Source organism: Nocardioides sp. (assembly GCF_024509035.1).
In the GTDB taxonomy this organism is placed as follows: Bacteria; Actinomycetota; Actinomycetes; order Propionibacteriales; family Nocardioidaceae; genus Nocardioides.
Genome location: NZ_JANINT010000008.1, coordinates 1 through 24805, shown reverse-complemented (window position 1 = coordinate 24805; position 24805 = coordinate 1). Strand labels below are relative to the sequence as shown.

The following is a 24805-nucleotide window of genomic DNA, read 5'->3' as shown; positions in this document are numbered from 1 at the left end:
CTGCTCTGGGGGCGAGCACCGGCGCGACGAGACTCAGAACGAGGGCACCTTCGCCCGCTCCTCCCGGGAGGCGCGCATGTCGTCTCGACCGCTCGTCCGATCGCTCGTCGGGACCGTCGTCACCGCGGCGGTCCTCGCCGCCCCGTCCCTCGCCCCGGTCGCGTCCGCGGACGCGACGGATGCGCCGGTGTGGGGGCCGACGCGCACGCTGGCCGCGAATCCCCGAGGTGAGTCGGTCGCGGCCGGCGCGGACGGGGCCGTGACGGTCGTCTGGGCGACCAGCGACACCCCGGGCCGGGTGCTCGCGCTGCGCCGCCCGGCCGGTGCGGGATGGACGCGCCCGATGCTGATCGGGCGCGGCTCCGACCCGGTGGCGGCGGTGGACGACCGCGGTCGCGTGACCGTCGTCTGGGCGACCGGCTCCGGTCGGGACGTGGTCGCCGCCCGACGCTCCGTCCAGGGCGTCTGGTCGGCACCGGTGCGGCTCGCCGCGCGGGCGTACGTCGTGGCGGACCCGGTGCTCGCGGTCGACGGCCGCGGGGACGTCGTCGTCGCCTGGAGCAGCAGGGACCGGGCGAACGAGCGGTGGCGGGTGCGAGCGGCGTACCGCCCGGCGGGCGGGCGCTGGGGCGCTGCCGCCGCGGTCTCGGCGGCCGACGGCACCCGGCAACCCCAGGTCGGGATCGCGGGGGACGGGACCGCGGTGGTGCTCGTCAGCCGCCAGCGCTTCGGGCACCCGCAGGTGCTGCGCTCCGTGGAGTGGGCGCCGGACGGGACCTGGTCGGAGCCGTCGCTGGTGACCCGGGAGGGCTACCAGCCCACGCTGGCCGTCGATGCCGCCGGCAACGCCGTCGTGACGTTCTCACCCGACTTCGAGCGGCTGGTCGCCGTCGAGCGGCCGGCGGGCGGGGACTGGCAGGCACCCCAGGCCCTCTCGCCCCCGGGTGTGGACCTCAGTGACCATGCGCTGGCCATGAGCACGGCGGGCGAGGTCGTCGTCGCGCTCGGCCGCGTCAACGGTCGCGTCGACGTCGTGCGCCGACCGGCCGGCGGGACCTGGTCGGCCCCGGAGCGGGTCGTCGCCCGCGGCACCACGGTGTACGACGTCGTGGTCGCGGTCGACGCAGCCGGGGACACGTTCCTCGGCTGGGGCGGCTACGCGCTGCTCGGTGCCTACCGATCGGCCGGGGGCGCGTGGAGTGCGCCCGTCACGCTCTCGCCCGACGCGGGCGCCGACGTCCTCGAGCGGACCCACGCCGTCCTCGGGCCGGGTGGCGACGTCACCGTGCTCTGGAAGCAGGAGGCGCTGCCGCTGAAGGTGCGGGTCGGCTCGCCCTAGGAACGCGCTCCGGGTCCCGCCAGCGCGCCAGGACGACGAGGACGGCCAGGCAGGCCAGCGTCGCCGCTGTGCCGACCCACGGTCCCGCGGCGAGCGACGACACGCTAGCCACCACGAGCACGAGGACCGCATGGGCGAGGACGACGAGCAGTGGCGCGCGCCCGAGTGGCAGCAGCGCCGGTCCGGCGAGGGAGGCGGGTCGCCAGCACGTGGTGAGCGCGACGACGACGGTGAGTGTCGCGGCGGCCACCACCAGGAGCCGGTCGAGCGGCAGCTCCGGGTCGGCGCCCGACGGCGCGACCCCCGCCCACAGCAGGCCCGCGGCGGCCAGCACGGCGAGACCCGCGAGGACCGCTCCCGAGCGGCGACGCAGGAACGCTGCGACGTCCTGCCGGTGCAGACCGAGAGCGACGCCGTGCACGAACAGCACCTGCCAGACCAGCAGGGGCGCGACCTCCTCCGACAGGGAGGGGAGCAGCTCGGCGCCGGTGGCGCGGCCCAGGGCGTAGACGGCCCACGAGGCCGGCAGCACCGCCCACCACCAGCCGCGCTGCAGCGGCCCGACGACGAGCGGAGAGAGCGCGACCAGCGCGACGAACAACGCCAGCGGGAGCAGGAGCCAGGTGCCCATCTCGAGGAACAGGAACGCCTGTCCCACCGACCCGGGCGGCGGGTAGTCGAACAGGTGCCGGGCCTGGGCGTAGAGGTCGTACGACGCTGCGCCGGCCCCGCCGGGTGCACCCAGCCTGCCGACGGCTTCGAGGTCGAGCCCGGGCAGCAGGCCGAGCACGTAGACGCCCAGCACGCCGACGAGGGCGCCGAACCACGTGATCAGCGCGCGGCGCCACCGGCGTCCCGACGCCGCGACGTGTCCGAGCTGCTCGGCCAGTGGTGGGTAGGTCAGGCCCACCGCGACCCCCGAGACCAGCACGAAGGTCTCGAGCCCGCCGAGGGCGCCGGCGCGCGCGGCGAGGTCGTGGAGCGGGCCGGGCACCGGCAGGTGCCATGCGACGACGCCGACCAGCAGCAGGCCGCGCAGCCAGTCGAGCCGTCCGTCGCGCACGCCCCGCGGCTCGAAGGTCCACGACCGCCGGCGGGCGCCGACGAGCGCCAGGGCGAGCAGGACGACCAGGGCCACCGCGGCCGCTCGCTCGCCGGTCCGGTCGGTCCCGCTCGGAGCGACGTCGGGCAGCAGGACGGCCGCTGGGGGACGCTCGATCGCCAGAGCGCCGGCGGCGGGTGGTGTGCCGGCCGCGACCGGGGCCGCCTCCGCGTCGTGCCGCTCGGTCACCGGGCCCAGGGCCACCGGTCCGGCGCGCAGGTCGTGGAGCAGCCGGGCGGCCAGCTGCGGGGTCCGCGTGGCCGCCCAGTCGACGGGCTGGTCGGCGACCTCGGGCTCGACCCGGTCGAGCTCGAGCCAGGAGATCGCACAGAGGCGCGGGTGGGTCGCCACGGCGTCGAGCACCTCGGACCACCAGCGCCGCTTGAGCGCCCGCTCGTGGGCACCACCGACCGCGGGGTTGTAGAGCGCGGCGGTCTCGAGCAGCAGCGGCTTGGCCCGGCCCTCGGCGAAGCGGTCGTAGAACGGGGCGGCGGCGCCCTCGCCGTACCCCCATCGCTCCGCGAGCCGGTCGGCCACCTCGCCCGGCGGCGGCACCACGTTGCGTCGCACGCCCTGGGACTGACCGAACCGGTAGAGGAACAGCCCGACCCAGTCGACGGCGTCGTCGCCGGGGTAGTAGGGGGCGTAGGGGTCGTCGCCGGGTCCCAGCCGGCCGTCTCCGTCGGTGTCGAGCGGCGCGACCTCCCGGGACCCCGAGAGGTCGATCTCGCTGTCGGTGCCCTGCTCGCGGCCGAACGGGTAGCCCGAGCCGTAGACCGGGGACCACACCATGGCGGCCGGTGGTGCGTCCGCGTGGATGACGTCGGCGACCTGTCGGAACGCGGCCGTGAAGGCCCGGGGCTGCTGCCCCCAGGGCCGCCACGACCCGTTCATCTCGGGCGCGAACCGCACGAGCACCTGCGTGTCCAGACGCTTGTGCAGGTCGGCGAGGACGGCGGCGAGCTCGTCGGCATCGGAGGTGGTGAGGTCGCCGAGCGGCACGGTCGGCTCGACCTGCACGACGAGCACGGCGCCCTGGGTGGCGGCGTCGGCGGCGAAGGGGCGCAGCTGCTCGACACCCTCCGCCGTGAGGGGGTAGTCGACGGGGAAGGTGTAGAGCGAGGGCGTCGCACCGAGCCGGTCGGCGTACGCCGAGGGCGTGTCGGTCTCGATGTCGAGGGCCGGACCGAACCAGGCGCGCTGGCAGGTCGAGGCGTCCGGGGAGCCGGAGTCCTCGGCCGCGGCGGGCGCCGCCCCGAGCAGCGCGAAGAGCAGGCCGAGGACGATCAGCCGGGCTGCCGGAGGCACGTGAGGCGCCAGTGGTTGCGGCCCGCGGAACGGTCGTAGGTGAGGTCGTCCACCGCGGCCATGGCCAGCGCGAGCCCGCGGCCCGACTCCGCCTCCTCGTCCGGCATCGCCACGTCGCTGAGGTCGATGGTGTTGGGCATGCCGTCGTCGCCGAACGACGCGACCAGCGCCGCGTCGGTGGCGGTGAGACGCACGTCGAACCTGCGCTCGGTGCCGCCGGACTCCATGGCGTAGGCGTGCTCGACGATGTTGCCGAGGATCTCGATGACCGCCATCTCGAAGCGCATCCGATCGACCATCGAGACGTCCTCGTGCTGGCTCCAGAGCTGCTCGAGCACCGCGTGGACCAGGTGCATCATCTCCGGCGTGGCCGGCGCCGACAGCTCGACCCGGTTCTCGTCGCCGGCGTCGGGTCCGGGCACCGTCGTCTCAGGCATCGAAGGCCCCTTCCACGCTGTCGCGAGGACGGAGCACCCGGTCGAGGTTGGTCAGCTTGAAGACGGTCAGGACCGCCTCGGTCGGTCGAGCCACGCGCAGGTCGCCGCCCGACTGGCGGGCCGCCTTGAGGCCGGCGATCAGGGCGCCCAGGCCCGAGGAGTCGAGGAACGTGGTCTCGGCGAGATCGACGACGATCTTCGACGTCCCGTCCGACACGAGCCCGTCGAGGATCTCCTTGAGACCCCGGGCGGAGGACATGTTGAGGCGTCCCTTGGGTGTCACCACCCCGATGCCCTCGGGTGTCGTGTCGACAGCGAACTCGATCATGCTGCTCCTCTGCGCGCTCGTTCGGGGATGGGTGCGGGGGCGCCCGCGTCGAACCCGCGGTAGCGGGCAGCCTTGATGATCACCGAGAAGATCGCCAGGTCGAAACCGACCCACAGCAGGTTGAAGGTGGTGCCTGCCGCGCTGGCCTGGCCGGTGCCGATGCGGACCAGACCGGCCACGGCCGCGGCGACCAGTGCCGCCATCGCCCACAGCTGGGGGCGGACCAGGTGCCAGGCCGGTCCCGTGTCCTCCTGCCGGGTCTTGGGCGTGACGGCGAAGTCGAGCGAGCGCCCCAGGAAGACGTTGCCGAACGCCGAGGTGAACGACTTGATCCACACCGGGAACAGGGCGAGGGAGTACTGCTGCCCGCGCCACGTCGGTCGCCCGGCGGCCACGACGAAGAACAGCAGCTGGTTGACCACGAGGAACGGCACCAGTCGCAGGAAGAACTCGGTGCTGATCGCCTGCACCGGCAGCACCCCGATCGTGAGGTAGACGATCGGCGCGGCCAGGTAGACGAGCGCGGCGAATCCCGAGAGGTAGCTCCACATCGTCGCGAAGTACATGAGCCGCTGGCCCCAGCGCAGTCGACGCTGCAGGAGCGGGTTCTCGCGGAACATCACCTGCACGGTGCCCTGCGCCCAGCGCAACCGCTGGGTGAGCATGGTGGCGAGGTCCTCGGGGGCCAGGCCGTGGGCGAGCACCTCGTCGTGGTACGCCGTGCGCCAGCCGAGCCCGTGCAGCCGCATGCAGGTCGCCATGTCCTCGGTGACCGAGATCGTCGCCATCGGCATGATCGGCTGGGCCTCGGAGCCGAGGTCGACGTCGACGGCGTCGACCAGCGCCTGCACGGTCTCCACGGCTCCCAGCGGCGACCACTCGCGGGCCGAGAGCTGATCGAGCGCGGAGAGGTCGACGCCCGCGAGCCCGTCGTCGGCCTCGTCGGCGCTGCGCTCGAGCTCGGCGATCGCCGCCAGGTCGCTCTGCAGGGCCGTGAGGTCGGAGGCCACCAGCTCGCGCCGCACCGCGGCCACGCGCTGCTGGAACCGGTAGGTGACGTCCATGAGGGCCTCGCCGCGTGCCAGCTCGCGTCGGGCCCGGCCGATGTCGTGCTCGATCGAGTCGAGCGCCCGGCGTACGGCGACCTCGCCGTCGTCGAGGCCGCGGCGGGCCTGCCGCAGCACCGACCGGGCGGTGCGCAGGGCGCGCTGCACGCCGGCCTCGACCTCGTCGGCGTAGCGCGAGACCCCGAGCTGCATGAGCGCCTCGCGGCGGATGATCGCGTTGGAGCCACAGAAGAACGCGGCGTTCCAGCCGTCCTTGCCCTGCTGGATCGGGCCGTAGAACAGCGGGGCCTGACTGCCGAGCGGGTCGTCCTCGGGCACGTTGACGAACCACTGGGGCGTCTGGACGAGCGCCATCTGCGGGTCGTCGAAGTAGCCGAGCGTCCGGTCGAGGATCGTGGGCGACGGCACCTGGTCGGCGTCGAGGATCAGCAGGAACTCGCCCTCGGTGACCAGCAGCGCGTTGTTGAGGTTGCCGGCCTTGGCGTGCCGTGGACGGTCGGCCCACTCCGAGGAGCGGGTGATCCAGCCGATGCCCTCGGCCTCGGCGGCGGCGCGCAGGTCGGCGCGGTTGCCGTCGTCGAGGACCCAGGTCTGGTGCGGGTAGTCGATCGCCAGCGCCGCTCGTGCGGTGTTCATCACCAGCTCTATCGGCTCGTTGTACGTCGCGATCAAGACGTCCACGGTCAGGCCGGGCGGGGCCGGCGGCGGCTCGCCGCGCTCCTTGAGCCGCCACATGGCCAGGCCGAAGAGCAGGGAGTCGACGAGGCTGTAGGTCTCGGCGAGCACGAGCGGGACCGCGATCCACCACGCGTCCCAGTTGACCGAGAACAGCCATCGCCAGACGACGTAGTTGATGCCGAGGATCGCGGTCAGCAGGACGATGATCCGGATCGTCAGCAGCCGACGCGCCGCCTGCCGATCGATGTGTCGCCCGATGCCCACGTCGGGGACCGTATCCGGTCCAGTCAGCGTCCATGCTCGGTTTGAGAGACGAGCCGTCCGGTTAACGTCCGGGCATGACCAACATCGACCTGGGCCGACCTGTTCAAGGCGACGTCGTCGAGCTGATCCTCGACGACCACCGACGGTTCGAGGCGCTGCTGCGCGACCTGCGCGACAGCAGCGCGGATCGCGACGCGGTGCGCCACGCCTTCGCCACGCTGCACGTCGCGCACGCGGAGGCCGAGGAGAAGCACGTCTACCCGGCGTTGAAGCGCAAGAACGCCGTCGAGGACGACGAGGCCGACCACGGCGTCGAGGAGCACGCCGAGGGCAACGAGGCGCTGCTCGCGGTGCTCGAGCTCAAGGGCACCGACACCCAGGCGTTCGAGGATGCCGTCGAGGAGCTCGCCAAGCTGGTGAACCACCACATCACCGAGGAGGAGCTGACGATCCTCAACCCCGCCCGGGACGAGGTGGGGGAGCGGGTCCGCGCCGAGCTCGGCGAGCTGTTCGCCCAGGAGCGCAACGCCCAGATCGACGCCGACTGCGGGTCGGTCGAGAACGTCCGCCGTCTGGTCGCCGAGGCGCGCCGCGAGGGCCTCCTCGATGACGACGAGGACGAGGACGACGGCGAGGACTGATCGGACCTCACGGCCGACGGAAGACCGCCACGGCGGTGACGTCGTCGAGCTGGACCTGGTCGACGGCCATCCGGACGATGGCGGAGAGCAGGCTCGTGGTGTCCTCGTGCGCGAGCACGAGCTCCGCGACCGGCTCCCACCAGTGCTCGGGGTCCTCGACCAGGTCCAGCAGACCGTCGCTGAACAGCAGCATCCGGTCGCCGGGGCGCAGCGTCGTGCTCTGCTCGCTCCAGTGGTCGTCGGGCAGCACGCCCAGGGGCAGGTCGTCGCTGTCGAGCCGGTCGAGGGTGCCGTCGGCACGGACGACCAGGCACAGTCCCATGCCGGCGTCGACATAGCGGAGGTAGCCGTCGTCGAGGTCGATGGCAGCGTCGAAGAGCGTGACGAACGACTCCGCGCGCATCAGGTCGGGCGTCAGCCGGCGCGCGACCTGGGTGACGGTGACGCCGAGGTCGACCCCGGACACGACCGCCTCGTGGGTGCCGCGCACCGCCGCGCGGACGCCCGCGCCGAGCAGTGCGGCGCCGGTGCCCTTGCCCATGACGTCGCCGAGCCCCAGGTGCGCGATGCCGTTCTGCACGGCGTAGTCGAAGTGGTCGCCGCCGACCGCCAGCGCGGGGACGCAGGTCCCGTTGACCTCCCAGCCGTCGACCTGGATCGGCCTCGACGGCTGCATCGATGCCTGCACCTGTCCGGCCCGCGTCATCTCGGTGGACGACACGAGCTCCTGCTGGGCCCACGCGGCGAGGTCCTCGAGCGTCTGGACCTCCTCCTCGTCGAAGGTCCGCACGGCGCGGTCGTAGATGCAGAAGACCGCGATGATGTTGCCGCCCGGGTCGCGCAGCGGTACGCCGGCATAGGACCGGATCCCTCGCTCGACGACCGCTGGCAGGTCGGCGAACCGCTCGTCCTTCGACGCGTCGGCGACCAGGACGACCTCGCCGGCCCGGGTCGTGCGGTCACAGAACGTCTGGTCGCGGGCCATCCGCTCGCCGGGGAAGCCTGCGGCACCCGGGAACCACGCCTGGTCCCCGTCCAGGACGGTGATCGAGGACCACTCGGCGTCGAAGACCTTGCGCGCCAGCCGCGCGATCCGGTCGAAGCGCTCCTCGCTGCGGCCGGTCAGTCCCAGGCTCTCGACCGCTCGCTGTCGCCGTCGCTCGCCGGACTCCACCACGTCGTGCCCCATGCCCCCGGCGTTACCCCGCACGGCCTCGCCGGATGCGCGACGGTGGCGTGTGGACCCGGGCCGCGCCGGGTAAAGCGGTGAGGACGGCATCTCGGAAAGGAGCCCCATGTCGGGACGGCGGGCGGTCGTGGTCGAGGACGACGAGGACCTGCGCGACCTCATCGAGCACGTGCTCAGCAGCGCCGGTCTCGACCCGGCCGGGGCGGAGACGGGCGAGGACGGCGTCCGGTTGGTCCGCGAGATCGAGCCGGAGCTCGTCACGCTGGACGTCCAGCTGCCCGACCTGCTGGGCACCGAGGTCTGCCGCAGGCTCCGGGAGTTCAGCGACGCCTACGTCATGATGATCACCACCCGCACCGACGAGGTGGACCGGCTGCTCGCGCTCGACCTGGGAGCCGACGACTACCTCGCCAAGCCGTTCTCGCCCAAGGAGCTCTCCGCGCGGGTCGCCGCCCTGCTCCGGCGACCCCGGATGGCGGCGGCGCACGGGGCCGAGGCCGAGGAGATCGTGCTGCAGGCCGGTGGCGGTCTGGTGCTGGTGCCGGTGCGGCACGTCGCGATGCTCAACGGCGAGCCCGTGCCGCTGACGCCCACCGAGGTCGACCTGCTGGCCGCACTGGCACGCGCGCCAGGGGAGCCGCAGGACCGGGCCGCCCTGGTCGCCGCGGTCTGGGGTGGCGACTTCATCGAGTCCGACTTCCTCATCGACGTCCACGTCGCGAGCCTGCGCCGCAAGCTGCGTCGAGCCGGTTCCGGCGCGGACTGGATCCGCACGGTGGCCGGCACGGCGTACGCCCTCACGCCGCAGTGAGGGCTCAGGCCTCGGGCCGGTGCCGCGACACGGTGAGGCCGACGAGCCGGGCCACGACGAGCGCGACGTAGAGCACGCCGGCGACCTGCTCGATCATCACCAGCGACCGCGCGTGCTCGCCGATCGGCACCACGTCGGAGAGGCCGACGCTGGTGAGCGTGGTGAACGAGAGGAACAGCAGCTCGAACCACTCGCGGTCGCCGGTGCCGACCGCCCCGACGAACGAGTCCGCCCAGACGACCTGTGCGGCCGCATAGAGGTAGGCGAACCCCCAGGCCACGACCGTGAACGCGGCGCCGGTCGCGAACAGCTCGTCGCGGGTGACCCGGTCGTCGTGGAAGAGGTAGCGGATCATCGCGTAGGAGACGTAGAAGTAGAACGGCGCGTGGAACAGCGCCGAGGCCAGCACGACGCCGTCGGTGTGGGGGTGGACCGCCTCGACGACGGTGAGGACCATCGCCGGGCCGGCGAACAGCACCGCGACCCAGGTGAGCGCGGGCGTGCGCCGGACGGCTCCGAGGGCGATGAGCACGATCGCGAGCTGGACGACCCCGATGACCGCGCGACCCCACGCGGTGTCCTCGAAGAACGGGTACGCGAGGACGGCGACCAGCTGCGCCCCCAGCAGCACGCCCGAGGGGTGGGCGACGACGGCGTCGACCCGGGAGCGGACCCTCACTCCTGTGCCTCGTCGGGCTTCCACGGTAGGCCGAGCGCCTTGCGCTGACGCTTCTCGAGGCGCCGGCGCTCCCGGGCGACGAGCTCGTCGCGCGAGGCGGCGGTCTTGACCGCGTTGATGCCGGTGCCGAGCATCACGAACAGCGGCCACGGGAAGCCGCCGAACATCACGGCCGCCCAGATCGTCCAGGTGATCACCGAGGCGAACACGAACCCGAGCGCGGCCGAGCGCCGCTCCTCGCGCCACTTCGCGACCGCCCGCTCCTCGATCTGCACCGGGGTGAGGATCGAAAGGCCGTCGGATCCCAGCGGGGTGAGCGCTCCCGAGGTGGCCGCGACGAGCCCTTCGAGCAGTGCGGGCAGGTCGCCGAGGGTGCGGGCCGCCGCCGCGGCGGCGCTGCGCGCGTCGAACTCCTCGCGGTCCAGCCGCCCGTCGGCGTACGCCTCGACGAGGACGTCGCGGACCACGTCGCGGTCGGCGTCGGAGGCACGCAGACCGGCGTGCTCCGCGTGGCGCGGGTCGTGGGTGAACGACGACCAGACCTCCTGCTCCACGCGGCCATCGTAGGGGCGCACGGGGTCCCTCCGGTCCAGGCCACTGTTTCGGGCGCGTTACGCCTGGGCAGGTGCGTCGTTGACCGGGATGGGAGACAGGGGAGCGCGTCGCGTTGCCCGAAACAAGAACACGTTCTATTCTGTGGCGGCCGTCTAGACAGCTCCGGGGAGGTGGGCACGTGGCGTTCTCTGCCGTGTCTGTGATCCGGGGACCCGGTGAGCTCGCCGCCATGACGACCGACGTCGTGAAGCGGGCCTTCACGACGAAGTTCCAGCTGCGCGAGTTCATCGAGCAGGCGTGGTTCATCACCAGCGTGACGCTGATGCCGACGATCCTGGTCTCGATCCCGTTCGGGGCCGTGATCTCGCTCCAGGTCGGCAACCTCACCGGACAGCTCGGCGCGCAGTCGTTCGCCGGTGCCACCGCGGTGCTGGCCACCGTGCGCGAGGCGGCGCCCATCGCCGCGGCCCTGATCATCGCCGGCGCGGCCGGCTCGGCGATCTGCTCCGACCTCGGCGCGCGCAAGATCCGCGAGGAGATCGACGCGATGGAGGTCCTCGGCGTCGACCCGATCGCCCGCCTCGTCGTGCCGCGGGTGCTGGCCACCATGTTCGTCGCGTTCATGATCATCGGCATCGTGATCGGCGCCGGCATCGGTGGCGGCTACTTCTTCACCGTGATCATCCAGGGCGGCTCCGCGGGCGCCTTCCTCTCCTCGTTCACGGCGCTCGCGAGCCTGCCCGACCTCTACATCGCGATCGTGAAGGCGGTCATCTTCGGTGGCATGGCCGCGATCGTCGGGGCCTACAAGGGCCTCAACGCCGGAGGCGGGCCCAGCGGTGTCGGCCGGGCCGTGAACGAGTCGGTGATCGTCGCGTTCATGCTGCTGTTCTTCATCAACGCCGTGATCACCGCGATCTACTTCCAAGTCGTCCCGCCACCGGGGATCTGAGGCGCTGCCATGGCCAACATCACCGCCACGATCACCGCCCTGGGTGGCTCCTTCGTCCAGGGCCGGCGTGACGCGCTCGAGCAGCGCGGCGACCAGCTGCTGTTCTACGTCAAGGCCCTGGCCTGGGCGCCGCGTGCGATCAAGCGCTACCCGCGCGAGATCGTGAACACCCTCGCCGAGGTCACCTTCGGAGCCGGCGGGCTCACGCTGATCGCCGGCTCCGCCGGGGTCATCGCGTTCCTCTCGTTCTTCGCCGGCACCGAGGTCGGCATCCAGGGCTACGCCTCGCTGAGCCAGATCGGTGTCGCGAAGTTCAGCGCGTTCATCTCCGCCTACTTCAACACCCGGGAGGTCGCGCCGCTGATCTCCGCGATCGCACTGGCGGCCACGGTCGGGTGCGGCTACACCGCACGGCTCGGCGCGATGCGGATCTCCGAGGAGATCGACGCGCTCGAGGTGATGGGCATCCCGTCGCTGCCGTTCCTGGTGACGACCCGCATGGTCGCGGCGTTCATCGCGGTGATCCCGCTCTACATCGTCGCGCTGTCCGCGTCGTACCTGTCGCCCCGCCTCATCACCACGCTCATCTACGGCCAGTCGCCGGGCACCTACGACCACTACTTCCTGCAGTTCCTGCCACCCATCGACATGCTGTGGTCGTTCTTCAAGCTGCTGTTCCTGGCCGTCGCGGTGATCCTGGTCCACTGCTACTACGGCTACACCGCCTCGGGCGGGCCGGCCGGCGTCGGCACGGCCGTGGGCCGCGCGATCCGCACCAGCATCGTGACGATCGTCGTCGCCGACTTCTTCCTCAGCTTCGCGATCTGGGGCTCGACCACCACCGTCAGGATCACGGGGTAGGCCGCCGCGATGCTAGTGAACATCTACCACGACAGCCCCCGGGAGCACCGGCGGCTGCTGCTCGCGGGCGTCGCCTTCCTGACCGTGATCGCGATGCTCATCGGGCTCTCGATCGCGATCTACGGCAAGGTGTTCGCCGACGTCACCACCGTGCGCATCAAGGCCGACCGCGCAGGCCTCCAGCTGGCGAAGTTCGGTGACGTCCGGCTCCACGGCGCGCTCGTCGGCCAGGTCCGCAAGATCTCCCAGAGCGGGGACGAGGCGGAGATCACCGTCGCCCTCGACCCCGACGAGGCCGAGCGGATCCCCGAGAACGTCTCGGTCCAGATCCTGCCCACGACGCTGTTCGGGCAGAAGTTCGTGTCGCTGGTGCTGCCGGACGACCCCTCGAGCACGCCGTTGCGCAACGGCGACGTGATCCCCGCCGACCGGGTCGAGACCAACGTGGAGCTGAGCCGGATCCTGGCCAACCTGTTCCCGCTGCTGCGCTCGGTGCGACCCGCCGACCTCAACGCGACGCTCAACGCGCTCGCGACCGCGCTGGCCGGCCGCGGCGAGCAGCTCGGCGAGACCATGGACCAGCTCGACACCTACCTCGGCCGCATCTCCGAGCACCTGCCCACGCTGCGCGCCGACCTGGTCAAGCTGGCCGACGTCGCCGACACCTACGACGCGGCCGCACCCGACCTGCTCAGGGTGCTGCGCAACGTGACGACGACCGGCCAGACGGTCATCGACGAGAAGCAGCAGCTCGCGACGTTCTTCAGCGACCTGCGTGGACTCTCCGACACCTCCACGGCCGTGCTGCGCGAGAACTCCGCGAACCTGATCCGGGTCGGCCAGGTCACCGAGCCGGTGCTGAAGCTGCTCGACGTCTACTCACCCGAGCTGCCCTGCCTGCTCAAGGGCGCCGCCCGCTACGCCCCGCGACTGGCTCGCACGTTCGAGGGCAACGAGGTCAAGCAGTACGTGGAGTTCGGGGCGCCGCAGTACCGCGCCTATGACGAGCGCGACCGGCCGACGTACGGCGAGGTCGGCCACGGACCCTGGTGTCTCGGCCTGCCGGACCCGCCGGTGCCCGCGCCGCCGGCCCCGCTGGACCAGGGAAGCGACATGGACGAGCACCCGCCGACCAGTCCCGTGCCGGACTTCCTCGGCCTCGGGCTCGGTCGACCGGGCGCCGACTACGCCGGCAGCGCGGGGGAGCAGCAGATCCTCAACGCTCTGCTGGCCGATCGCACCGGACGCTCGGCCGACAGCTTCGGCTCGCTCGGGTCGCTGCTGTTCGGGCCCCTGGCCCGCCGGGGGGTGGACGTCCGATGAGCCGCAACAGCACGACGATCGCCGCCGGCGTCAAGCTCGGCGTGTTCACGGTCGTCTCGGTCCTGGTCACCGGTCTGCTCGCCGCGATCATGGGCAACATCGGCTTCGGCGGCGGGACGACGTACCGCGCGGTGTTCAGCAGCGCCTCGATGCTCGAGAAGGGCGACGACGTCCGGGTCGCCGGCGTCAGCGTCGGGGAGGTCAAGAAGGTCGAGCACTACGACCGCACCCAGGCGTTGGTGACGTTCCGGGTGAAGTCCGACGTGCCGCTCACGACGGCTTCCCACGCCGAGATCCGGTTCCTCAACCTGGTCGGCGACCGTTACCTCGCGCTCGAGGAGGGCGCCGACCGGGACGCCGAGCAGCTGGAGTCGGGCGGCACCATCCCGATCAGCCAGACCAAGCCGGCGCTGGACCTGACCACGCTGTTCAACGGGTTCCAACCGTTGTTCCAGGCGCTGAACCCCCAACAGGTCAACGACTTGAGCATGAACCTCGTCCAGGTCCTGCAGGGCGAGGGCGGGACCGTGCAGGGGCTCTTGCAGAAGACCGCGTCGCTCACCAACACGCTGGCCGACCGCGACCAGCTGATCGGCCGGGTGGTCGACAACCTCGGCCAGACCCTGGCCACGGTCGACGAGCGGCACCGCCAGCTGAGCGACCTCGTGGTCGGCTTGAAGAACTGGATGGCCGACCTGGCCCGTGACCGGTCGGTGATCGGGTCCTCGATCTCGAACATCTCCGACCTCACCGTGGTCGTGGCCGACCTGCTGCGCCAGGGCCGCCCGCTGCTGAAGTCCGACGTCGCCAAGCTGCGCAAGCTCGCCGCGCTGCTCAACGAGAAGAAGAACAGCGCCAGCATCGTCGAGCTCCTCGACCGCCTGCCCGAGTCGATGACCGACCAGACCCGCACCGGCACCTACGGCTCCTGGTACAGCTACTACGTCTGCGGGTTCAGCGGCCGCATCACGCTGCCCGCCGGGCTCGGCGCCCTGCCGGGCGTGCGCCAGCTGATGGACCGGCTCAACCACCTCGACTTCCGATCGACCGCCCCCCGCTGCAACGGAGCGACGGCCCCATGACCTCCTCGCGCACGTACACCGACGCCCGGATCCTGCGACTGGGCGCGATCACGATCGTCGTGATGCTGCTGGTGATGGCCGCGGCGTTCAACCTCTCGCAGTTCCCGGGGTTCAAGGGCAGCACCTACCGGGCGGAGTTCAGCGACGCCAGCGGCCTGCACGTCGGCAACATGGTCCAGGTCGGCGGCATGCGGGTCGGCCGGGTGCAGGACGTGGCGCTCGAGGACAGCAACACGGTCGTGGTCACCTTCGAGGTCGACCACGGCGTGGAGTTCGGCACCGAGAGCCGTGCGTCGATCGAGGTGCTGAACCTGCTGGGGGAGAAGTACCTCGACCTCGAGCCGGCCGGGCCGGGCCAGCTCGCGGAGAACGCCGTCATCCCGCGCGACCGCACCGAGTCGGCCTACGACATCGTCGGGGTGTTCGGCGACCTGACCACGACGACCGAGCGCATCGACACCGATCAGCTCCGGCAGGCGCTCGACGTGGTGGCCGACACGACCAACCAGGCCTCGCCCGAGATCGAGCAGAGCCTGCGCGGCATCTCGCGGCTGTCCCAGACCGTCGCCTCCCGCGACGCCCAGATCCAGACCCTGCTGAAGAGCTCCCAGAGCGTCAGCAAGGTGCTCGCCGACCGCAGCCAGGACCTCGTCGACCTGATGAAGCACAGCGACCTGGTCTTCCAGGAGGTCAAGCGGCGCAAGCAGGCCGTGCACCTCCTGCTCGTCAACGCCCGCGACCTCGCCGACCAGCTGCGCGGAGTCGCCCGCGACAACCAGGCCCAGATGGGACCCGCGCTCAAGGAGGTCGACGACCTGCTCGCCCTGCTCAACAGCAAGGACAAGGAGCTCAAGGACACGCTGGCGGCGCTCGGCCCCTACGTGTCGATCCTGGGCAACGTCATCGGCACGGGCCCGTGGTTCGACGCCTACGCCTCGAACATCGCGGCGATCCCCACGGGCGAGTTCCTCCCCGGCACGATCGAGGGGGAGTGATGGGCGTCCTGAGCCGCGTGAGCGGACGCACGCTGGCGGTCGCGCTGGCGATCCTGCTGCTGACCACGACGTACTTCGCGTTCCTGCGCGACGACACCGAGACCAGGACGCTGACCGCGCACTTCCCGCGGGCGGTCAGCGTCTATGAGGGCACCGACGTGCGGATCCTCGGCGTCAACATCGGCCGGGTCACCGCGGTCACTCCCGAGGGCAACTCGGTGCGCGTCGACATGCGGTACGACGCCCAGTACCGCGTACCGGCCGACGCGAAGGCCGTGATCGTGACGCCGACGCTCGTGGCCGACCGGTTCGTCCAGCTCACGCCGGCGTACGAGTCCGGCGACCGGTTGATGGCCGACGGCGCGGACATCCCGCTGGCGGACACCGGCGTGCCGGTGGAGCTCGACCGCATCTATGCCAGCCTGCGCGACCTGTCGGTCGCGCTCGGTCCCAACGGCGTCAACAAGGACGGCACGCTCGACCACGTCCTCGCCGCCGGTGCGGACGCGCTGAAGGGCAGGGGCGAGCTCGGCAACCAGATGCTCACCAACCTCGCGCAGGCGGCGACGACGTTCGGCGAGGGCTCCGGGCCGCTGTTCGACGCGGTCAGCCGGCTCGCTCAGTTCACGACGACGCTGGCCGAGAACGACCGGTTCGTCCGCGCGTTCATCAAGGACCTTGCGGGCGTGTCGGGTCAGCTCGCCGACGAGCGCACCGAGATCCAGGCCGCCCTGGCCGCGGTCGCCGACGCGGTCGGCACCGTCAAGACCTTCGTGCACGCCAACCGGGCTCGGCTCGTGAGCTCCGTGGAGCGGCTGACACGGGTCGTGAAGACGCTCGGCTCCGAGAAGGACAGCCTCGACACCGCGCTCAGGGTCGGGCCGACCGCCATCGGCAACCTCGCCCTGGCCTACAACAACCGGACCGGCACCATCGGCTCGCGCATCGGCATCACCGGCAACGTCTGGGACGCCGACGGTTTCCTGTGCGGCGTGGTGCAGCAGGCCGGACTGCCGCGCGCAAGTGCCGACCTGGCGTGCAAGATCTTCAAGCAGCTCCTCGAGCCCGTGGAGAACCAGCTGCCGACCGTGCCGCCGGGCCCCGGCCGCACCAGCACCGGCGCGGGCAAGCCGCAGCTCAACCGCATCCAGCAGTACGCCGCTGCCGGCGGGGCCTCGCTCGGCGAGCTGATGGGGGGCCGGCCATGACGCGGCTGCCTCGGATCGCGCGCGCCGCGGCGCTGCTGACCGCCCTCGCGCTGAGCGCAGGGGCCTGCGAGTTCAACGGCGCCTACGACCTGCCGCTGCCGGGCTCACCGGTCGACGAGGACCACTCGTTCGAGGTGACCGCGGAGTTCCAGGACATCCTCAACGTCGTCCCCCGCTCACCGGTGATGGTCGACGACGTCACGGTCGGTGAGGTGACCGCCGTGAAGCGGGTGGGCTGGCACGCCGCGATCACCCTGCGGATCAAGGACGACGTCGTGCTCCCGGACAACGCGGTGGCCGACATCCGCCAGGTCAGCCTGCTGGGGGAGAAGTACGTCTCGCTCGAGCCGCCCGCCAGCGGTGCCACGGGGCGCCTCTCCGACGGCGACTCGATCGCGCTGGCCGACACCGGCCGCAACCCGGAGGTCGAGGAGGTCCTCGGGGCGCTGTCGTTCCTGCTCAGCGGGGGCGGCGTCGGACAGCTCGGGACCATCACCCACGAGCTCAACGCCGTCATGGACGGGCGCACCGACCGGTTGCGACACCTGCTGGGCTCGTTGGACGAGGTGGTCGGGACCCTCGATGAGCAGAAGGACGACATCGTCCGTGCGCTGGAGTCGCTCGACCACCTCACCGCCACGCTCAATGCCGAGAAGCGCACGATCACCGATGCCCTGGACGTCACCGGTCCGGCCGTCCAGGTGCTCGCCGACCAGCACGACGAGCTGATCCGGATGCTGTCCTCGCTCGACCGGCTCGGCAAGGTCGGCACGCGCGTGATCGGGCAGAGCAAGCAGGACATCCTCGACTCCCTCGACCACCTGCAGCCGGTGCTGCAGCGCCTGCACGAGGCCGGCGACGACCTGGCCCCCGGGCTCAACCTGCTGCTGAGCTTCCCGTTCCCCAAGGAGGCGTCCGAGATCGTCAAGGGCGACTACGCCAACACCTCGATCCGGGCCGACATCAACCTCGAGAACCTCATCCCCAACGGCCAGGACGGCGGCGGTCTGCCGCCGATCGTCCCGGACCCGATCGAGACCCTCGGCAAGGTCGGGAAGTGCCTGGCCAGCGGCGACCTGCGCAGCAAGCCGTGCCAGGACGTCCTGGCCTCGCTCGACCTGGTCAAGCAGCTGAAGAAGGAGTGCAAGAAGAAGAAGTACGACGGCAACCCGGTCTGCACGCTCGTCGAGCTGATCCCGGGTGACGGCGGGCTGCCGGACCTGCCCGGTCTGCCCGGTCTGCCGGACGTCCTCGGCCCCCTCCTCGGCCGGGCGCTCACCGACGACACGCCCAGCGCGGCACCGAGCGACGCCGGGCTCTACGGAGGTCTCGGATGAGCCACGGCATCAAGGTCCGGATCGCGGCGTTCCTCGTGCTCAGCGCGGTCGGCATCGTCTACATCGCCGGCAGCTACCTCGGGCTGGTCGACCGGGTGCTCGGCCGCGGCATCACGGTGCACGCGACGCTGCCGACGTCCGGCGGCCTCTTCGAGGGCAGTGAGGTGACCTACCGCGGCGTCAAGATCGGCAAGGTCTCGACGATGACCGCCACCCAGGAGGGGGTGACGCTGGACCTGGCGCTCGAGGACGGCACCGAGCTCCCCGCGGACTCGCCGATGTTCGTCCACAACCTCTCGGCGGTGGGGGAGCAGTACCTCGACTTCGAGCCGCCCGACGACAAGGGCCCGTACGCCGAGGCGGGCGACACCTTCCACGGCGACGAGGCCTCGTTGCCCGTCGACGAGGGCGACCTGCTCGTCGAGCTCGACCACTTCGTGTCCTCCGTCGACCAGGACCACCTGACCACGGTCGTGGCCGAGCTCGGCACGATGTTCGCCGACACGGGCCGTCCGCTCCAGCGGATGCTCGACGGCGGCACCGAGTTCATCCGCGAGGCCTCCGCCCACACCGATGACACGATCCGGCTCCTCGACCAGGGCAAGCGGGTGCTCTCCACCCAGCAGGCCGAGGGCGAGAACATCCGCAGCCTCGCTCGCGACCTGCGGGGCATCACCGACGCCCTGGCCGCCAGCGACAAGGACCTCGAGGCCGTCCTCGACGGCACGCCCGGCACCGCCCGCGAGCTCGACTCCCTGCTGAAGGAGCTGCAGCCCACGCTGCCCGTGCTGCTCGGCAACGCCGTCAGCGTCAACCAGGTGGTCGTCGCGAACCTCAACGGGCTCGAGCAGCTGCTGGTCACCTACCCCCGCGTGATCTCGTCGGGCTTCACCGGCACCCCGCCCGACGGCTACGGACACGTCAACATGCAGCTCGACTACCGGGTGCCGCCGTGCACCAAGGGCTTCAAGCCGCCGAGCCAGTGGCGCTCGACGCGCGACCTCACCGACGCACCGATCTTCCCGGCGAAGTGCGAGAGCGGAGCGCCGTACGTCATGCGCGGCCCGAAGTACTCGCCGGGCACCGCCGCCAACCCCTCGCCGGGGCGGGTCTACCGCTCGTCCTACGACCCGACCACCGGATTCGTGTCGGGTGCCGTCGGGCGCCGCGGCGAACCCGTACGCTTCGTCGATCAGGGCAACCTGTCGATCCTGGGAGGGGACGCGTGGAAGTGGCTGCTGGTGGGGCCGGTGACCGACCGTTGACCTCCTCCGAGGCCGATGCGGCGCCGGGCACGCGCGTCCGCCTGAACATCGTCTTGTACGTCCTGGCGCTGCTGCTGGCGTGCGGGGCGGTCTTCGGCGGCGTGCTGGTGGTCCAGGAGCGCCGCGACCGCGACCGGGCGGCGGGGGAGCAGGAGCGCTACGGCGACGTGCTCGCCTCGGCCCGCACCGAGGTGGAGGCGCTCATCAACATCGACTACAAGAAGGCCCAGGAGAGCATCGAGGCCGTCGCCGCGGGCGCGACCGGCAAGTTCGCCCAGCAATATGACACCGCGACCTCCGCCGTCATCGACGAGCTCGAGCGCAACAAGTCCGTGATGGACGGCAAGGTGCTGTGGGCCGGTGTCGTCGCCGTCGACGCCGACAGCGCCACGGTCCTCGTCGCGACCACCGGCACGGTGGCCAACGTCGCCAGCGACAACAAGCCGATCGCCCGCTACTTCCGCCTCAAGCTCGACCTCCAGAAGGTCGACGGCGCGTGGAAGACCGCAGACCTGGAGTTCGTGGGCTGATGGCAGAGAACCCGCAGAACCCGCAGAACCCTCGGAACGCTGGGGTCCCGGGCACGCCCGGCAAGAAGCGCCCCGTCGTCGGTTCCCGCAACCCGACCGGGCGGCCGCGCAAGATCGCCCGATCGGTGGTCGGGCCTGGCGAGACCCCCGCCGCCGACCCGCGGGCCGAGCCTGTCGAGACCCCTGCGGCCGATCCGCAGGTCGAGCCCGTCGAGACTCCCGCAGCCGAGCCCAAGGCGAAGTCAGGGCGCCGCCCCCGCCGCCCCCGCGTCCCTCGCGGCGTCGGCGAGCTCGGCGGCCGCCGTACGACGATCACGCTGCTCGTCGCCGTCGTCGTGCTGGCCCTCGTCGCCGCCGGTGAGGTCTTCTACCTGGTGCGCGACCACACGCCGACGGTCTCGGCGGCGCGCCCGGTGGTCACCGGCGAGCTGACCCACCGCGCGGCGGTGGAGGCCGCGGCCCGGTCGACCGAGGAGATCCTCTCGACGAGCTACGAGAACTACGACGACCAGGTCGAGCAGGCGACCGCGAAGATGACCGACGCGTTCGCCGAGCAGTACCGCGACACCTCCGAGGGGATCCGCGACAGGTTCGTCGCGAGCAAGACCACCCTGCAGGTCAAGGCGGTCGGCCAGGGTGTCGTCCAGGCCACGCCGGCCCAGGTCAAGGCGCTGCTGTTCCTCGACCAGTACGTCGAGAAGACCGAGAACGGCCAGCCGCGCACCGACTACCGCCAGTACCGCGCTCTCGTGACGGTCGTCCACACCGACCAGGGATGGCTGGTGTCGAACATCGAGACGCAGTAGGGTTCCGCGAAACTAGAACACGTTATAGTTGAGCCGGGCCCCCGAGAGGAGAAGGATCGCCGCGTGTCCACTGACAACGTCGTCGACGTCGACCTCCTCGTGATCGGTGCCGGTCCGACCGGCCTGTTCGCCACCTACTACGCCGGCTTCCGTGGCTTCCGGGTCGCGGTCGTCGACTCGCTGCCCGAGCTCGGCGGTCAGATCACCGCGATGTACCCCGAGAAGCAGATCCTCGACGTCGCCGGCTTCCCCTCCGTCAAGGGCCGCGAGCTCGTCGAGGGGCTGGTCGCGCAGGCCGCGACCGCCAAGCCCGACTACCTCCTCGACCGCACCGCCACCACGCTCCAGCACGACGAGGACTGCGTCGTCGTGGGGCTCGACGACGGCACGCAGGTCCGGGCCAAGGCGGTGCTGATCACCGCTGGCATCGGCAAGTTCAGCCCGCGTCCGCTGCCCGCCGGTGAGGGCTGGGTCGGCCGCGGCATGGAGTTCTTCGTCCCGAGCTTCGCTCCCTACGCCGGCAAGGACGTCGTCATCGTCGGCGGCGGCGACAGCGCGTTCGACTGGGCGCTGCACCTCGAGCCGGTCGCCCGGTCGGTGGCGCTCGTCCACCGCCGCGACGCGTTCCGCGCGCACCAGCGCACGGTCGACGCCGTCCAGGCCTCGTCGGTCGAGATCATCACCCGCGCCGAGGTGTCGGCCCTGCGGGGCAACGGGGTGCTCGAGGAGGTCGACATCACCGTCGACGGCGAGACGACCACCCGGCCCGCGCAGGCTCTGGTCGCCGCCCTCGGCTTCGTCGCCGATCTCGGGCCGATCCAGCAGTGGGGCCTGGAGGTCGAGAAGCGCCACATCCTCGTCGACCCCTCGATGCGCACCAACCTGGCCCGCGTCTTCGCGGCCGGCGACATCACCGAGTACCCCGGCAAGGTCCGGCTGATCGCGGTCGGCTTCGGCGAGGCGGCCACGGCCGTCAACAACGCCGCGGTCGTGATCGACCCCAGCGCCCACGTGTTCCCCGGCCACTCGAGCGAAGGAAGCTGAGAAGAGATGAAGATCAAGGTCGACTTCGACCTGTGCGAGTCCAACGCGCTGTGCGAGGCGCTCGCACCCGACGTGTTCGAGCTGGACGACGACGACTTCCTCCAGCTGAAGACCGAGGAGACCACGCCCGAGAACATCGACGCGGTCAAGCGCGCCGTGGCTGCCTGCCCGCGTGCCGCGATCTCCCTGGAGGACTGAGCGTGAGCCTCTCTCTCGACGGCAAGGTCGCGATCGTCACCGGCGCCGGAGCGGGTCTCGGCCGCGCCGAGGCGCTCGCGCTGGCCGACGCCGGCGCCCGCGTCGTGCTGAACGACCTGCCCGGCGGTGCCGACGAGGCCGCCGAGGAGATCCGCTCGCGCGGTGGTGAGGCGAGCATCGTCGCCGGTGACGTGGGGGAGCGAGCCACGGCCGACGCCATGGTCGCCGCCGCCGTCGACGGCTTCGGCGGCCTCGACATCGTGGTCAACAACGCCGGCATCACCCGCGACCGGATGCTGTTCAACATGTCCGACGAGGAGTGGGACCAGGTGATCCACATCCACCTGCGCGGCCACTTCCTGCTCTCCCGCAACGCGGCGGCCTACTGGCGGGCGAAGGCGAAGGAGACCGGCGCCCCGGTGGGCGCCAGCGTCGTCAACACCGCCTCCGAGGCGTTCCTCTCCGGGCCGCCGGGACAGGCCAACTACGGCGCGGCCAAGGCCGGCATCGCCGCCCTGACCGTCTCGACGGCGCGGGCGATGGCGAGCAGCGGCGTACGCGCCAACGCCATCTGTCCGCGCGCCCGCACCGCGATGACCGCCCAGGTCTTCGGTGAGGACACCTCCGGGCTCGAGGTCGACCCCTATTCACCCGAGCACGTCGCCCCCGTCGTCGCCTACCTCGCCTCGCCCGCGGCGGCCAACATCACCGGGCAGGTGTTCGTCGTCTACGGCGGCATGGTCGCCCTGGTGGCGGCGCCGGTCGTCGAGCAGCGCTTCGACACGTCCGGCACGCTGTGGACCCTCGACGACCTCGACAAGCAGCTCGGCGGCTACTTCGAGGGTCGCGACCCCTCCGTCGGCTTCGCGGCCGACTCGATCATGAGGCTGCAGGCATGACGGCGACCGGGAGGCTCGAGGGCAAGGTCGCGATCGTCACGGGCGGCGCGATGGGGCAGGGCGCGGGCATCAGCCGCGCCTTCGTCGAGCAGGGCGCCCGCGTGGTCATCGCCGACGTCGCCAAGGACGCCGGTCAGGAGCTCGCGGATGCGTTGGGTGACGCGGCGCACTTCGCCCACCACGACGTCAGCGACCAGGCTTCCTGGACGACGCTCGTCGAGGACACCAACGCCCGCTTCGGGCCGGTCAGCGTGCTGGCCAACAACGCCGGCATCCTGCGGTTCGGCGAGATCGAGAAGATGGCCGTCGACGAGGTCGAGCTGCTGTGGCGGGTCAACCAGCTCGGCTGCTTCCTCGGCATGAACGCCGTGACCTACACGATGCGCAAGAACGGCGGCGGCTCGATCATCAACGCCTCCTCGGTCGAGGGCCTGGCCGGCATGCCCGGCTGCACGGCCTACGCCGCCACCAAGTGGGCGATCCGCGGCATGACCAAGTGCGCGGCGATGGAGCTCGGGCCCAAGGGCATCCGGGTCAACTCCGTGCACCCGGGCATGATCGACACCCCCATGACGCGGGTGCACGGCGGCGACGCCGCGATGGAGTACGGCGCCTCCAAGGTCCCGCTGCGCCGCGTCGGCCACCCCGAGGACGTCGCGCCGCTGTACGTGTTCCTGGCCAGCGACGAGTCGTCGTACATCAACGGCGCCGAGATCTCGATCGACGGCGGCGTCACGGCGACGCACGCCTTCGGCGGCTAAGGTCCCCGGCATGGCCAACCAGCGCTCCCAGGTCGTGATGACTCCCGAGGAGCAGGAGGAGTTCCTCCACCAGCAGCGCTCGTGCACGCTCGGCACGTTCGGTCCGCAGGGCCAGATCCACCTCGTCGGCATGTGGTACGCCGTCAAGGACGACCACATCTGGTTCGAGACCAAGCGCAAGGCGCAGAAGACGGTCAACCTGCGCCGCGACCCGCGCTGCAGCTTCCTCGTCGAGGCCGGCCACACCTACGACCAGCTGCGCGGCGTGGCCATCGAGGGCACCGCCGAGGTGATCGAGGACGAGTCGGTCGTCTGGGACGTGTGCGTGAACCTCTTCGAGCGCTACAACGGCCCGTACTCCGAAGAGATGAAGCCGCTCGTGGAGTTCATGGCCCACAACCGGGTCGTCGTCCGCCTCGACCCGCAGCGGGTGCGCTCCTGGGACCACCGCAAGCTCGGCCTGCCCGCCATGGAGCTCGGCGGCACCACGGCTGCGTTCCTGGAGTAGGCCGCGGAACCTGTCGCGCGCACGCGTCGTCCAACCGCCGTGATGCGGTGGCTGGCGTTGGGTCCGATCGTGGCCGGGTGTGTGCTGGTCGCCGGCTGCTCGAGCACCGAGCCCGGCACCGGCGGTGGCGGTGACTGCGAGAGCCACTACAGCGGGGTCACCATGGCGCCGACATGGGCGGAGCTGAAGACCAAGCTCCTGGCCTCGGAGGAGTGGGCCCGGACGGCGTCGGCGCGGGTGCAGCACCGAGGCACCGACATCGGCGTGGGCGACGAGGACGTCGTGCGCGTCGTGGACCTGCTCAACGCCCAGGGCCGCCGGGTGGTCCAGCTCGAGGTCTGGCGCACCGCCGACGGCGGCTGGTCCGCCGGCGCCTGGAGCCAGTGCATCGACTAGCTGTTGGTCGAGCTCGTCAAGCCCCCCAGCCTTGTCACAGCTTGTCGAGACCCCCGCAGCCCGCGCACGGCGCTGAGATGTCCGTCGGCCTGCGGGCACGCCCGGCTCGTCGTTGCTGAGGAACGAGGGAGCGTGGTCGCCGTTCGCTGTGGTCACCCGAGGGTGGTCACCGTCCGCCGTCGGGTGGCGGATCGTGGTGGGTTGCTGTGCTGTGGTCGTCGTTGCAGACCCGGGATTCCTCC

At 71.5% G+C, this 24805-nt stretch carries 26 protein-coding genes; 19 read left to right on the top strand and 7 right to left on the bottom strand.

Going from position 1 to position 24805, the window contains the following annotated elements; all coding sequences use genetic code 11:
- Window positions 1-76: 76 nt before the first annotated feature.
- On the top strand, window positions 77-1339 hold the full coding sequence (locus Q0L15_RS00635; RefSeq protein WP_296601499.1) for a hypothetical protein: 1263 nt from the start codon (window positions 77-79) through the stop codon (window positions 1337-1339).
- Here Q0L15_RS00635 and opgC read toward each other — a convergent pair.
- Genes opgC through Q0L15_RS00615 form a run of 4 tightly spaced genes read right to left on the bottom strand, consistent with a single transcriptional unit; the run spans window position 1281 to window position 6523 of the window.
- Complete coding sequence (gene opgC / locus Q0L15_RS00630; RefSeq protein ID WP_296601498.1) at window positions 1281-3749, bottom strand: OpgC domain-containing protein; 2469 nt, start codon at window positions 3747-3749, stop codon at window positions 1281-1283. The two genes, Q0L15_RS00635 and opgC, sit on opposite strands and share 59 nt — an antisense overlap.
- The gene (locus Q0L15_RS00625) at window positions 3728-4186 is read right to left on the bottom strand and encodes an ATP-binding protein (protein WP_296601497.1); all 459 of its coding nucleotides are present in this window, start codon (window positions 4184-4186) and stop codon (window positions 3728-3730) included. Before Q0L15_RS00625 ends, opgC begins: the two co-directional genes overlap by 22 nt.
- Complete coding sequence (locus tag Q0L15_RS00620) at window positions 4179-4514, bottom strand: STAS domain-containing protein (RefSeq protein WP_296601495.1); 336 nt, start codon at window positions 4512-4514, stop codon at window positions 4179-4181. The genes Q0L15_RS00625 and Q0L15_RS00620 overlap by 8 nt, the downstream gene beginning before the upstream one ends.
- The gene (locus Q0L15_RS00615) at window positions 4511-6523 is read right to left on the bottom strand and encodes a glycosyltransferase family 2 protein (RefSeq protein ID WP_296601492.1); all 2013 of its coding nucleotides are present in this window, start codon (window positions 6521-6523) and stop codon (window positions 4511-4513) included. Before Q0L15_RS00615 ends, Q0L15_RS00620 begins: the two co-directional genes overlap by 4 nt.
- A gap of 74 nt (window positions 6524-6597) precedes the next feature.
- Between Q0L15_RS00615 and Q0L15_RS00610 the strand changes: the two genes are divergently transcribed.
- Window positions 6598-7164: a hemerythrin domain-containing protein gene (locus Q0L15_RS00610; RefSeq protein ID WP_296601490.1), complete on the top strand. Its 567-nt coding sequence runs from the start codon at window positions 6598-6600 to the stop codon at window positions 7162-7164.
- Window positions 7165-7171: 7 nt separating this feature from the next.
- On the opposite strand, the gene Q0L15_RS00605 is transcribed toward Q0L15_RS00610, so the two are convergent.
- Window positions 7172-8353 (bottom strand): PP2C family protein-serine/threonine phosphatase, encoded by a 1182-nt coding sequence (locus tag Q0L15_RS00605; RefSeq protein WP_296601489.1) that lies wholly within the window; start codon window positions 8351-8353, stop codon window positions 7172-7174.
- 106 nt (window positions 8354-8459) lie between these two features.
- On the opposite strand from Q0L15_RS00605, the gene Q0L15_RS00600 reads away from it, so the two are divergent.
- Window positions 8460-9164, top strand: a complete 705-nt coding sequence (locus Q0L15_RS00600) for a response regulator transcription factor (protein WP_296601487.1) — start codon at window positions 8460-8462, stop codon at window positions 9162-9164.
- A gap of 4 nt (window positions 9165-9168) precedes the next feature.
- Here Q0L15_RS00600 and Q0L15_RS00595 read toward each other — a convergent pair whose 3' ends face one another.
- Window positions 9169-9843, bottom strand: coding sequence for a potassium channel family protein (locus tag Q0L15_RS00595; protein ID WP_296601486.1), 675 nt, complete (start codon window positions 9841-9843; stop codon window positions 9169-9171).
- The gene (locus Q0L15_RS00590; RefSeq protein ID WP_296601485.1) at window positions 9840-10397 is read right to left on the bottom strand and encodes a DUF1707 domain-containing protein; all 558 of its coding nucleotides are present in this window, start codon (window positions 10395-10397) and stop codon (window positions 9840-9842) included. Before Q0L15_RS00590 ends, Q0L15_RS00595 begins: the two co-directional genes overlap by 4 nt.
- 230 nt (window positions 10398-10627) lie before the next feature.
- On the opposite strand from Q0L15_RS00590, the gene Q0L15_RS00585 reads away from it, so the two are divergent.
- The 16 genes from Q0L15_RS00585 to Q0L15_RS00510 all read left to right on the top strand — a co-directional run bounded on the left by Q0L15_RS00585 (window position 10628) and on the right by Q0L15_RS00510 (window position 24563).
- Entirely contained in the window at window positions 10628-11350 is a 723-nt protein-coding gene (locus Q0L15_RS00585) for an ABC transporter permease (protein ID WP_296601483.1), read from the top strand.
- A 9-nt stretch (window positions 11351-11359) separates the two neighbouring features.
- Complete coding sequence (locus tag Q0L15_RS00580; protein WP_296601482.1) at window positions 11360-12211, top strand: ABC transporter permease; 852 nt, start codon at window positions 11360-11362, stop codon at window positions 12209-12211.
- A 9-nt stretch (window positions 12212-12220) separates the two neighbouring features.
- Window positions 12221-13534, top strand: coding sequence for an MCE family protein (locus Q0L15_RS00575; RefSeq protein WP_296601481.1), 1314 nt, complete (start codon window positions 12221-12223; stop codon window positions 13532-13534).
- On the top strand, window positions 13531-14616 hold the full coding sequence (locus tag Q0L15_RS00570) for an MCE family protein (protein WP_296601479.1): 1086 nt from the start codon (window positions 13531-13533) through the stop codon (window positions 14614-14616). The genes Q0L15_RS00575 and Q0L15_RS00570 overlap by 4 nt, the downstream gene beginning before the upstream one ends.
- Window positions 14613-15611: an MlaD family protein gene (locus Q0L15_RS00565; RefSeq protein WP_296601477.1), complete on the top strand. Its 999-nt coding sequence runs from the start codon at window positions 14613-14615 to the stop codon at window positions 15609-15611. Before Q0L15_RS00570 ends, Q0L15_RS00565 begins: the two co-directional genes overlap by 4 nt.
- Window positions 15611-16819 (top strand): MCE family protein, encoded by a 1209-nt coding sequence (locus tag Q0L15_RS00560; RefSeq protein ID WP_296601475.1) that lies wholly within the window; start codon window positions 15611-15613, stop codon window positions 16817-16819. Before Q0L15_RS00565 ends, Q0L15_RS00560 begins: the two co-directional genes overlap by 1 nt.
- Complete coding sequence (locus Q0L15_RS00555) at window positions 16816-18156, top strand: MCE family protein (protein WP_296601473.1); 1341 nt, start codon at window positions 16816-16818, stop codon at window positions 18154-18156. The genes Q0L15_RS00560 and Q0L15_RS00555 overlap by 4 nt, the downstream gene beginning before the upstream one ends.
- The gene (locus Q0L15_RS00550; RefSeq protein ID WP_296601472.1) at window positions 18153-19421 is read left to right on the top strand and encodes an MlaD family protein; all 1269 of its coding nucleotides are present in this window, start codon (window positions 18153-18155) and stop codon (window positions 19419-19421) included. Before Q0L15_RS00555 ends, Q0L15_RS00550 begins: the two co-directional genes overlap by 4 nt.
- Window positions 19418-19951: a hypothetical protein gene (locus Q0L15_RS00545; RefSeq protein ID WP_296601470.1), complete on the top strand. Its 534-nt coding sequence runs from the start codon at window positions 19418-19420 to the stop codon at window positions 19949-19951. The genes Q0L15_RS00550 and Q0L15_RS00545 overlap by 4 nt, the downstream gene beginning before the upstream one ends.
- On the top strand, window positions 19951-20757 hold the full coding sequence (locus Q0L15_RS00540) for a hypothetical protein (protein ID WP_296601468.1): 807 nt from the start codon (window positions 19951-19953) through the stop codon (window positions 20755-20757). Before Q0L15_RS00545 ends, Q0L15_RS00540 begins: the two co-directional genes overlap by 1 nt.
- Window positions 20758-20820: 63 nt before the next feature.
- Entirely contained in the window at window positions 20821-21801 is a 981-nt protein-coding gene (locus tag Q0L15_RS00535) for an NAD(P)/FAD-dependent oxidoreductase (protein ID WP_296601467.1), read from the top strand.
- Window positions 21802-21807: 6 nt separating this feature from the next.
- A complete protein-coding gene (locus tag Q0L15_RS00530; RefSeq protein WP_296601466.1) occupies window positions 21808-21999 on the top strand; it encodes a ferredoxin in 192 nt (63 codons plus the stop codon).
- A gap of 2 nt (window positions 22000-22001) precedes the next feature.
- Entirely contained in the window at window positions 22002-22898 is an 897-nt protein-coding gene (locus tag Q0L15_RS00525) for a 3-oxoacyl-ACP reductase (RefSeq protein ID WP_296601465.1), read from the top strand.
- The gene (locus Q0L15_RS00520) at window positions 22895-23659 is read left to right on the top strand and encodes a glucose 1-dehydrogenase (protein ID WP_296601464.1); all 765 of its coding nucleotides are present in this window, start codon (window positions 22895-22897) and stop codon (window positions 23657-23659) included. Before Q0L15_RS00525 ends, Q0L15_RS00520 begins: the two co-directional genes overlap by 4 nt.
- A 10-nt stretch (window positions 23660-23669) precedes the next feature.
- Window positions 23670-24167 carry a PPOX class F420-dependent oxidoreductase gene (locus tag Q0L15_RS00515; protein ID WP_296601463.1) on the top strand — a complete coding sequence of 166 codons (498 nt, stop codon included), beginning with the start codon at window positions 23670-23672 and terminating at the stop codon, window positions 24165-24167.
- A 69-nt stretch (window positions 24168-24236) separates the two neighbouring features.
- The gene (locus Q0L15_RS00510; RefSeq protein ID WP_296601462.1) at window positions 24237-24563 is read left to right on the top strand and encodes a hypothetical protein; all 327 of its coding nucleotides are present in this window, start codon (window positions 24237-24239) and stop codon (window positions 24561-24563) included.
- Window positions 24564-24805 lie beyond the last annotated feature (242 nt).